The organism is Streptomyces beihaiensis (assembly GCF_026274175.1).
In the GTDB taxonomy this organism is placed as follows: Bacteria; Actinomycetota; Actinomycetes; order Streptomycetales; family Streptomycetaceae; genus Streptomyces; species Streptomyces beihaiensis.
Window position 1 is genome coordinate 18324 of record NZ_JAPHNL010000329.1, and the last position, 9703, is coordinate 28026.

Consider the following 9703-nt stretch of genomic DNA (forward strand, 5'->3'; position numbering starts at 1 on the left):
ATCACACTCCGGAACCCGGGCCGGGAATCGATACGATGAGCCCATGGTTTCCCACGACGTGAGCGAAAAGACGCCGGGCAAGATGCTCGTGGCGCGGCTGCACGTCGACCTGTGCCGCCTCGCCAGCGCCATCTGTCCGCGCTGAGCCGCACCGCCGCACGGGCCGGAACCCCGCGGCCCCCGCACCCCGCACCACCCCCGCGCAGCCCGCGCCCGCGCCGCCGTGCGCCCCGCCCACACGACGTCCGAACGTCCGACTCCTGACAGGAGCCCAGCATGGCCATCGAGGTCCGCATCCCGACCATCCTTCGCACCTACACCGACGGCGCCAAGGCCGTCGACGGCAGCGGGGACACCCTCGCCGAGCTCTTCACCGACCTCGACACCCGGCACGCCGGCATCGCCGCCCGCATCGTCGACGACGGCAAGCTGCGCCGTTTCGTCAACGTGTACCTCAACGACGAGGACGTCCGTTTCCTCGACGGCATCGAGACCAAGGTCACCGACGGCGACAACGTCACCATCCTCCCGGCCGTCGCCGGCGGCATGCGCTGAGCGCGGAACCCACAACTCACGGAGACGGGACACGGCGACCACACCATGCGCTATGACAGCCCCTTGGCCGCGGTGGGCAACACCCCCCTGGTGCGCCTGCCGCGGCTCTCGCCCTCCGACGACGTACGGATCTGGGCGAAGCTAGAGGACCGCAACCCGACCGGCTCGATCAAGGACCGCCCCGCGCTCCACATGATCGAGCAGGCCGAGAAGAACGGCCGGATCAAGCCCGGGGACACCATCCTCGAACCCACCTCCGGCAACACCGGCATCTCCCTGGCCATGGCCGCGCGCCTCAAGGGCTACCGGATCGTCTGCGTCATGCCGGAGAACACCTCGCAGGAGCGGCGCGACCTGCTCGCCATGTGGGGCGCCGAGATCATCTCCTCCCCGGCCGCCGGCGGCTCCAACACCGCCGTCCGCATCGCCAAGGAACTCGCCCGGGAACACCCGGACTGGGTGATGCTCTACCAGTACGGAAACCCGGACAACGCGGGCGCCCACTACGCCACGACCGGCCCGGAGATCCTCGCGGACCTCCCGTCCGTCACGCACTTCGTGGCGGGCCTCGGCACGACCGGCACGCTCATGGGCGTCGGCCGCTACCTGCGCGAGCACAGGCCCGACGTCAAGATCGTCGCGGCCGAGCCGCGCTACGACGACCTCGTCTACGGCCTGCGCAACCTCGACGAGGGGTTCGTCCCCGAGCTGTACGACGCGTCGGTGCTCACCACCCGCTTCTCGGTGGGCTCGGCCGACGCCGTCACCCGCACCCGTGAACTCCTCCGCCAGGAAGGCATCTTCGCGGGCGTCTCCACGGGCGCGGCCCTGCACGCGGCCATCGGCGTCGGCAAGAAGGCGCTCAAGGCCGGGGAGCCGGCCGACATCGTCTTCGTCGTCGCCGACGGCGGCTGGAAGTACCTCTCGACCGGCGTCTACACGGCCGAGACCACCGAAGAGGCCATCGAGGTGCTGCACGGCCAGCTCTGGGCCTGAGCGACGACGTGGTCCAGCCCCTCAGCGGCTGAGGACACCGGGCTCCGCCCGGACCCGCTCCTCGATCGCCGGAGGGGCTTTCAGCTGCCCAGGTAGCGCACCTGGTCCCACAGCGCCGGGTCCACCACACCGGCCTTGCGCCGGAAGTCCCGTACGGGCACCTCGCGCAGCTCGTCCGTCTCCAGGAAACTCGGGCGGCCGTGGGCGTCACCCACCGCGCCCGGCGGCAGCGCGATCACCCCGGCCCGCTCGTCGTGGTACTTGCTGGTGATCTTCGCGACCAGCGCCACGTCCCGGCGCACCGCGAGCACCAGACACGGCCGGTCCTTGCCGCCCGGCCCGTCCTCGTAGGGCACCCGAGCCCACCAGATCTCCGCGGGCCGCGGGCCGCCGGGCTCCGCCGGTTCGCCGATCCCGTGCCGGAGCCGACGCCGTCGCGAACCACGGCCCCAGCCGTCGATCAGCGTCGCCACGAGGGCGAGCAGCACGACGGCCGCGAGCGCGAGCCACCACGACGTGTCCATAACACGACCGTACCGGTGCGCCATGGCGCCCGCCGAACCGGACGGGTGGTCACCACGCCCCCCGAACCGGTGACAGCACAGGTGAGTTCGCCCACAACGGCCCGGGGCGAAGGCGCCACCGCACGATTCGCGCCTTACTCTCGACGGACTCCCTCGCACGACGCACGCACGCACGTACGTACGTTCCGTCCCGCTCCTGACCGCCAGCGCGGAGGTATCGGCTTTCATGAAGCTCACCGTCGTCGGCTGCTCGGGGTCGTTCCCGTCCGTGGAATCGGCTTGTTCGAGCTACCTCGTCGAGGCCGACGGCTTCCGGCTGCTCCTCGACATGGGCAATGGCGCCCTGGGCGAGCTGCAGCGCCACTGCGGTCTCTACGACCTCGACGCGATCTTCCTCAGCCATCTGCACGCGGACCACTGCATCGACATGCTCGCGTACTTCGTCGTCCGCTACTACCGCCACGACGGAGGCCGCTGCGCCCCGATCCCCGTGTACGGCCCCGAGGGCACCGAGCAGCGCCTGACCACGGCGCACGCCGACGCCCCTTCGCCCTCCGCCTTCAGCGAGGTCTTCGACTTCCGCACGGTCAAGCCGGGCTCGTACGAGATCGGGCCGTTCTCCGTACGGACGGAGGCGGTGTGCCATCCCGTGGAGTCGTACGCGATCCGCGTCGAGCACGGCGGCCGTGCCCTGACGTACTCCGGCGACACCGGGCCGTGTCCCGCCCTGGACGAACTGGCCGCGGACACCGACCTGTTCCTGTGCGAGGCCGCCTTCACACACGGCAAGGAGAGCATCCCCGCCCTGCATCTCAACGGCCGCGAGGCGGGCGAGTCGGCCCGGCACGCCGGTGCGAAGCGGCTGGTGCTGACCCACATCCCGCCGTGGACCGACCCGCAGGTCAACCTCGCGGACGCGCGGGCGGTGTACGGGGGGCCGGTGGAACTGGCGGCGCCGGGGAGGTCGTACGAAGTCTGAGCGAGTCGATCAGTTCCCCCAGCTCTTCGATGTCGTCGTTGAGCCCGGCGCCCGCTCCGCGTTCTGTCGCCTTCCGGTGCGCCGGTACGACGAGCTCGTACCGGCCGCAGGCCAGCGCGATGGTGGTCTGCAGTTCGAACAGCCGGGCCAGGAGGAGGCGATTGTCCGGCGTTTCCCACTTCTCCATTCCGGTGATCCGGTCGGCGACTACCGAGAGACGGGAGACGAGCCGACTCGTCTCCATGACACTGCGGAAGTAGGTGGCCTCGATGTGCCCTCCGACGGCTTCGAGGCGATCTGCCCAGTGGGTGACTTCCGCCGTACCGCCAAAACCCAGGGCCAGCTCGCACAGCAGCACCCAGAAGTCGGATCTGAGTTCACTCACGCAGTCCGGTCCGTCCGATGGTTCCAGCGCTTCGACTGCTGTGGCCAGCCTTGCGAAGTGCTCCTTGAGAGCCTCAGGGCCGGCAGTGCGGCGGTCGACCGTGTCGCGGATCTCGTAGTAGATCCATTTGGGATTCGCTGGTTCTTCCTCGCGGCACAGGCTCAGGAGGTGGCCGTTGCGGCTGCGCTTCTGTTTCCGGGCCACCTCTTCCGGTGTGTAGCCCCGATGGCTGAAACGGGCGGAGACGTAGGCGCGAGGTGGGATGTTTCCGGCGGGGTCGTACGGGCGCTCATGGACCCGCCCGCGGAACCTGGAAGACGTGGCGGCGCGCAGGATCCGACGGTTTTCCGTGTATGTCGTGCCGTCCAGGTCCGTGATGACCGGGCACACCGAGAGATCGGTGTCCGGCAGCAGATAGTCCAGGGCGTGAAGCGCCCGGCGTATGTGCCCGGCATCCTCCTCATACAGGGTTTCGTCCGCGTCCACGAACATCACCCAGCCATCCGGGATCTCGCGCAGTGCCACGTTCCGGTGGTGGGCGAAATCATCGGACCAGGGCACCTCCAGTGCGCGTACCTGTGGGTGTGCGGCAGCGGCGTGCAGCAGGGTGTCGTCGGTCGAGCCTGAATCTATGACCAGGACCTGTCCGGCATCGTGTACGAGGGCAGACAGACACGGGCCGATGAGTCCAGCCTCGTCGCGCGTGAGAACCGCGGCGGTGACCGGGGGGCAAGGGAACCGGTCGTAGCCGTCGACGAGCGAGTCGACATCCGTGATCGGGAGCGGTTCCGCAGCGAGTTCGTGACTCACCGCGTTGATCAATTTCACATCTTCCCAGAGCGGGGAGGGAGGAGCCGAGTGCGCGAGCTGTATCAGGTCGGTGATGTTCATATCTGGACTTTCTGCAGACGACTGTCTCTGGGATGTGTCGGCTGCGGCGAGGGCACCGGATGCACCGCATCGCTCCCGTCCAGTGAGAAACAGAAGTCGATGTGGATGTCGTGCACACTTCCGTGAGAGACGAGAAGTCTGGTCGAGCCGAGCGCACTGAGTTCGGTCCAGATCTCCTGGAACGTATCCCGGTCGACTCCGCTGAAACTCTCGTCGAAGAGGTAAACGCGCGGCGCGTGCAACAGTGCTCGGGCCAGTGAGAGCCTTTGGAGCTGCCCCCGCGAAAGTCCAGTGCCTCCCTCTCGGAGACGGTGGTTCATACCTTCGGGGAGGGCATCAATGACGTCCATGATGCGTGCGGACCGACAGGCTCTTCTGATGTGTTCTTCGGGGTGATCCACACCAAGAGTGAGGTTCTCGCGCACGGAGGCGGCGAGAATGGTGGGTGTTTCAGGAACATAGAGGATGTGTTGCCGCAGGGTCGCGTCCTCCACGCGTCGCACTTCCGCGCCTCCGAGTTTCATGCTCCCCGAGTACTCGGACATCAACCCGGCCAGGGCGGTGAGAAGCGTGCTCTTCCCTGAGCCGTTGCCACCTCGAACGAGAATGCTGTGCCCGGCGGGAATGGTCAGCGACAGACTGTCGACGGCCGGGCGTGAGGCAGCCGGATGTGTGACCCGGAGTGCATCGATCTCGATGTCCATCGGGTCCTGTGGTACTTCGGCCTCGTCGGCGTCGAGGGTCAGCCGGGGGTCTTCCTTCTGGAGTGCGATGTCCCGGTAGCGTCCGAGCGCGGTCGCCGCACGTTGCAAGGTGATCTGCAGGGAGGCGATCGATTCCATTGAGGTCAGGAAGTAACCCGCCATGGTCAGGTAGGAGAAGACCTGCCCGATGGTCAGCTCCGACTTGTGTACATGGATCAGTGCCAGCCATGTGACGACCACCGTGAAGACCGCTTGGTTCGCTACCTTGATAACGCTGTTCAGGTTCTCGAGGCGGCCCAGCCGGGTCTCTGCCGCGATCCGCCGGTCGAGGAGATTGGTCAGCCTGTGGAGTGCGAGACTACGTCGGCCGTAGGACGCCAGTTCGGCCTGTCCTTGGAGGAGGTTGACCGCTTCGGACTTCAAGGTCGCGTCGCGTTGCAGGGCTTCTTCCGCTGATTCGCGAATTGAAGGGAAAAGCAGTGAGGAGCTCAGGATGTTGAAGACGACCGGCGGTATCAGGAAGACGAAAAGTAGCGCGTTCGTGACAAGTAGATACCCGCCCACAGTGAGTACGACGAACAGGTCGATGGCCGCGCCGATGCTTGTCGTGGTGACCAGCCCCTGGATCTCCTGGACATCGTCGAACCGGCTTACGAGATCGCCCGTCCTGCGGCTGCGGAAGAACGACGGTGAGAGCTTCAGTAGCTTCTCCGTGTAACGGCGAGACAGCCGCCGTTGCAGCCGCTGACTGACCGTCACCACCATGCGTCCTCGCGCGTACTGGAGGCATGATGCGGCCAGGGCCAGGGCGACGAATGCGGAGGACAGCGTTGTCAGAGCGCTCATTGAACCGCCCTGCACGACAGCGTCGACAGCTATCTGGACGAACAGGCTGATGGCCAGGGCCATGAGGGAGACGGTGATGGTGGCAAGAAGAATCGATGCGAGAGTGCGGCGATCCTTTCGTGCCGAGTCCCACAGGAGGCGAGGGGCGTGCAGAGAACCCCAACGGGAGCGCAGTGTCGGCCCTGGCCCGGTGGGATTGTCCGTGATCAGAGTCTCGCCGCGGAACGTCCTGGCCAGTTCATGCGCCGGCAGCCTGCGGACACGTGAGAAGAGGGGGTCACTGATCGTGAGATCGCCCTGCGCAGTGATGTCGTGCGCCACGACGAAATGGCGGTACCCGTCGTCATCAAGGAGCAGGATCGCCGGTCCTGCCACAGCCAGCGCCTGCCTGAGCTCGGGAATGGTCAGCCTCAACAGCTCGGCTTCTACGTCGTAGTCGGCCAGTGCCTGCCGCAAGGCAAGCATGTTGGAGCCCTGATCACCGAGACCGATGGATTCCCGCAGGATCGCGCTGTCGACATTGATGCCGTGTCTGCGTAGCACGATGCGTGTACAAGCAGGGCCGCAGTCGCTCTCGCCCTCTTGATGGGTGTGGTACTTCTGCCACTTCATTTAAGAACCCCCGCGAATGGAAAGAGGCGTGTGCCCTTCCGCCGGGGAAGGGCACACGCCTCTTCGTCAACTCACTTGCCGTAGAGCTTGTCGCAACCCTCGCTCTTCCAGAGCTTGTACCAGTCGGTCATCGAGCCGCCGCAGGCGAACGGGTTGAGTGACTGGGCGTACCAGGCCGAGCACTGCCAGCGCGAGGGCTTCTTGCCCTCGCCGGAGGCGGCTGCCGCCTCTTCATCGGTGAGTGCTGTGAACTCCATGTCGCGGAGCGTGGAAAGGCTCATCGGTTCCCCACTTCTTGTAGCTTCCGGGCCTGGTCATGGCCCAGTTGGGTGCGGTCGCGACCCGTTGATCACGCTATATTCCAAGTGATCTAGTGATCAAGGGTGATTAGTCATTAATAGCTGTGACATGCGGCATACACGGCTTAAAGGATGGGGGCGGCGGATGCGTCTGGCCCCGGCCGGAGGGCCGGGGCCAGATGTGAGAGGCGTGCAGCAGGGCTACTTGGTCTTGGTCGTCTCCAACTCGGCCAGTTCCTCGTCGGATTCACGGCCTGGCGTCGGCAGGTTGAATTTGATGATGGCGAACCGGAAGACCACGTAGTACACCGCCGCGAAGCACAGGCCGACCAGTGCGAGCATCCAGGGCTTGGAAGCGATGCCGAGGTTCAGGAGGTAGTCGACCGCGCCCGCGGAGAAGCCGAAACCGTCCTTCATACCCAGCGCCCAGGTGAGCGCCATGGAGACACCCGTGAGTACGGCGTGAATCGCGTAGAGGACCGGCGCGATGAACATGAAGGTGAACTCGATCGGCTCGGTGACACCGGTGACGAACGCGGTGAGTGCGAGCGAGAACATCATGCCGCCGACGACCTTGCGGCGCTCAGGCCGTGCGCAGTGCGTGATGGCCAGGCAGGCCGCCGGAAGGGCGAACATCATGATCGGGAAGAAGCCGGTCATGAACTGGCCCGCGGTCGGGTCGCCGTGCAGGAAGCGGGCGATGTCGCCGTGGTAGGTGGTGCCTCCGTCGTCGTAGGAGCCGGCCTGGAGCCAGGGAAACGAGTTCAGGAGGTGGTGCATGCCGATGGGGATCAACGCCCGGTTGGCGACACCGAAGATGCCCGCACCCCACGCCCCCGAACCGACAAGCCACTCGCTGAAGTTGTGCAGGCCGGTGCCGAGGACAGGCCAGATCAGGCCGAAGACTATGCCGGCGGCGAGGCCCGAGAACGCGGAGAGGATGGGTACCAGGCGACGGCCACCGAAGAAGCCGGCCCAGTCGGGCAGCTTGGTTCGGTAGAAGCGCTGGTACAGGAGGGCGACGACAATGCCCATCACCACGCCTCCGAGAACGCCCGCGTCGACCGGGGCCTCATTCATGACGATCTTGCCGTCGACGACGCTTGCGACCTTCGGGAGATTCTTGTCAGTGAAGGTCGCAAGGACCTTGTGGAAGACCAGGTAGCCGGTGACGGCGGCGAGAGCCGTGGAACCGTCCGACTTCTTGGCGAAACCGATGGCGATGCCGACGCAGAACAGCAGTGGCATGTTGTCGAGCAGCGCGCCACCGCCTGCGGCCATGTAGCCGGCGAGCTTGTTGACAATGGTCGGGAACGAGTCTTTGCCGAGCATGTCGGACTGCCCGAATCGGACCAGCAAGGCGGCGGCGGGCAGCACTGCGACCGGCAGCATGAGGCTGCGGCCGATGCGCTGCATGACCGCCATTGCGCCGGCGCCCTTCTTCTTGTCGGCCGCGGGCGCGGCACTAGCCGTGGACACAACTTCCTCCAGTGGGGCAGGCGCCGCCAAGGGGACATGTTGTGGGACGGCGGCGTCTCGGGGGGACCGTGGCCGATGACCACAAGGTCTACACCACTGAGTGGTGTAGACCTGTTGTAGCACGGTGAGGGCCGGATAAGGAACCCGGAGATTCTGTGGCCTGAGACATATGTGGAGGCGACGGTTCAGATGTGTTGAAGGCCCCCCGGACCAGAAGTCCGGGGGGCCTTCAAGGGGAGGCTGGAGGCCGCCCTCAGACCCTCGTGATGTCCTCGACCTCCTCCGCCGGTTCACGGCCCGGCGTCTTGATGTCGAACTTCGTGATCGCGAATCGGAACACCACGTAATACACGGCCGCGAAGCACAGGCCGATCGGAATGATCAGCCACGGCTTGGTCGCCAGACCCCAGTTGATCACGTAGTCGATCAGGCCCGCCGAGAAGCTGAAGCCGTCATGGACACCAAGACCCCACGTCACCGCCATCGACACACCGGTGAGCACCGCGTGCACCGCGTACAGCGCCGGAGCGATGAAGACGAACGAGTACTCGATCGGTTCCGTGATGCCCGTGACGAACGACGTCAGCGCGAGCGAGATCATCATGCCGCCGATCGCCTTGCGCCGCTCCGGCCGCGCGCAGTGATACATCGCCAGACAGGCCGCGGGCAGCGCGAACATCATGATCGGGAAGAAGCCCGACTGGTAGATGCCCGCGCTCGGGTCCCCGCTGAGGAACATGTTGATGTCGCCGTGCACGACCGTGCCGTCCGGCTTCGTGTACGAGCCGAACTGGAACCACATCGGCACGTTCAGGAACTGGTGCAGGCCGATGACCAGCAGCGCACGGTTCGCGACACCGTAGATGCCCGAACCCCACGCGCCGAGCCCCTTCAGCCAGTCGGAGAAGTTCTCCAGGCCGGTACCCACCGGCGGCCAGATCCCCAGACAGATCACCGCGAAGACGATGCCGACGAACGCCATGATGATCGGGACCAGGCGGCGGCCGTTGAAGAACCCGAGCCAGTCGACCAGCTTCGTGCGGTGGTAGCGCACCCAGAAGAAGCTGGCCAAGAACCCCATGATGATGCCGCCGAACACCCCCGGATTTTGGTAGGTGAACGCGCTCAGGGTGCCGTCCGCTGCCTGGCATCCGATCGAGACCGCCTTCGCCCCGTGCGCGCAGTCCTGCGGGAACTGGTGCAGCACACCCCGGTAGACCAGGAACCCGGCCGCCGCCGCGAGCGCCGTCGATCCGTCCGCCTTCTTCGCCATGCCGATCGCGACACCGATGCAGAACATCAGCGGCAGACCGATGTCCGGATCGAGCAGCGCACCGCCCGCACCTGCAAAGACCTTGGCGACGTTCGTCCAGCCGAGCCCGTTGTCTCCGAAGACGTCGGGCTGGCCGAGCCGGTTGACGATACCCGCGGCG

10 protein-coding genes are annotated in these 9703 nt (G+C 66.1%); 4 read left to right on the plus strand and 6 right to left on the minus strand.

What is annotated here, in order from left to right:
- Window positions 1-43 precede the first annotated feature (43 nt).
- The 3 genes from OFY01_RS32475 (at window position 44) to OFY01_RS30460 (ending at window position 1551) form a co-directional block, all read left to right on the plus strand.
- Complete coding sequence (locus OFY01_RS32475) at window positions 44-145, plus strand: putative leader peptide (RefSeq protein WP_323135586.1); 102 nt, start codon at window positions 44-46, stop codon at window positions 143-145.
- A gap of 131 nt (window positions 146-276) precedes the next feature.
- The gene (locus tag OFY01_RS30455) at window positions 277-555 is read left to right on the plus strand and encodes a MoaD/ThiS family protein (RefSeq protein WP_266605405.1); all 279 of its coding nucleotides are present in this window, start codon (window positions 277-279) and stop codon (window positions 553-555) included.
- A gap of 45 nt (window positions 556-600) precedes the next feature.
- Entirely contained in the window at window positions 601-1551 is a 951-nt protein-coding gene (locus OFY01_RS30460) for a PLP-dependent cysteine synthase family protein (protein ID WP_266605407.1), read from the plus strand.
- 80 nt (window positions 1552-1631) lie between these two features.
- Here the strand turns inward: OFY01_RS30460 and OFY01_RS30465 are convergent, their stop codons facing one another.
- Window positions 1632-2075 (minus strand): type II toxin-antitoxin system PemK/MazF family toxin, encoded by a 444-nt coding sequence (locus OFY01_RS30465; RefSeq protein WP_266605409.1) that lies wholly within the window; start codon window positions 2073-2075, stop codon window positions 1632-1634.
- 226 nt (window positions 2076-2301) lie between these two features.
- Here OFY01_RS30465 and OFY01_RS30470 point away from each other — a divergent pair, with 226 nt between their 5' ends.
- Window positions 2302-3054, plus strand: coding sequence for an MBL fold metallo-hydrolase (locus tag OFY01_RS30470; protein ID WP_266605410.1), 753 nt, complete (start codon window positions 2302-2304; stop codon window positions 3052-3054).
- Here OFY01_RS30470 and OFY01_RS30475 read toward each other — a convergent pair.
- The 5 genes from OFY01_RS30475 to OFY01_RS30495 all read right to left on the minus strand — a co-directional run.
- Window positions 2978-4330: a glycosyltransferase gene (locus tag OFY01_RS30475; protein WP_266605412.1), complete on the minus strand. Its 1353-nt coding sequence runs from the start codon at window positions 4328-4330 to the stop codon at window positions 2978-2980. The two genes, OFY01_RS30470 and OFY01_RS30475, sit on opposite strands and share 77 nt — an antisense overlap.
- A complete protein-coding gene (locus tag OFY01_RS30480) occupies window positions 4327-6492 on the minus strand; it encodes a peptidase domain-containing ABC transporter (RefSeq protein WP_266605414.1) in 2166 nt (721 codons plus the stop codon). Before OFY01_RS30480 ends, OFY01_RS30475 begins: the two co-directional genes overlap by 4 nt.
- A 71-nt stretch (window positions 6493-6563) precedes the next feature.
- Window positions 6564-6773, minus strand: coding sequence for a hypothetical protein (locus OFY01_RS30485; protein WP_266605416.1), 210 nt, complete (start codon window positions 6771-6773; stop codon window positions 6564-6566).
- A gap of 219 nt (window positions 6774-6992) precedes the next feature.
- Window positions 6993-8270, minus strand: a complete 1278-nt coding sequence (locus tag OFY01_RS30490; RefSeq protein WP_266605418.1) for a PTS transporter subunit EIIC — start codon at window positions 8268-8270, stop codon at window positions 6993-6995.
- A gap of 253 nt (window positions 8271-8523) precedes the next feature.
- Window positions 8524-9703, minus strand: a 1180-nt coding sequence (locus tag OFY01_RS30495; protein ID WP_266605420.1) for a PTS transporter subunit EIIC, incomplete at its 5' end; no start/stop codon positions are given.

Bases quoted from the DNA above. Each gene is read 5' to 3' on its own strand.
- OFY01_RS32475 (WP_323135586.1), top strand. From the start codon at position 44: ATGGTTTCCCACGACGTGAGCGAAAAGACGCCGGGCAAGATGCTCGTG.
- OFY01_RS30485 (WP_266605416.1), bottom strand. From the start codon at position 6,773: ATGAGCCTTTCCACGCTCCGCGACATGGAGTTCACAGCACTCACCGAT.
- OFY01_RS30465 (WP_266605409.1), bottom strand. From the start codon at position 2,075: ATGGACACGTCGTGGTGGCTCGCGCTCGCGGCCGTCGTGCTGCTCGCC.
- OFY01_RS30455 (WP_266605405.1), top strand. From the start codon at position 277: ATGGCCATCGAGGTCCGCATCCCGACCATCCTTCGCACCTACACCGAC.
- OFY01_RS30460 (WP_266605407.1), top strand. From the start codon at position 601: ATGCGCTATGACAGCCCCTTGGCCGCGGTGGGCAACACCCCCCTGGTG.
- OFY01_RS30470 (WP_266605410.1), top strand. From the start codon at position 2,302: ATGAAGCTCACCGTCGTCGGCTGCTCGGGGTCGTTCCCGTCCGTGGAA.
- OFY01_RS30475 (WP_266605412.1), bottom strand. From the start codon at position 4,330: ATGAACATCACCGACCTGATACAGCTCGCGCACTCGGCTCCTCCCTCC.
- OFY01_RS30480 (WP_266605414.1), bottom strand. From the start codon at position 6,492: ATGAAGTGGCAGAAGTACCACACCCATCAAGAGGGCGAGAGCGACTGC.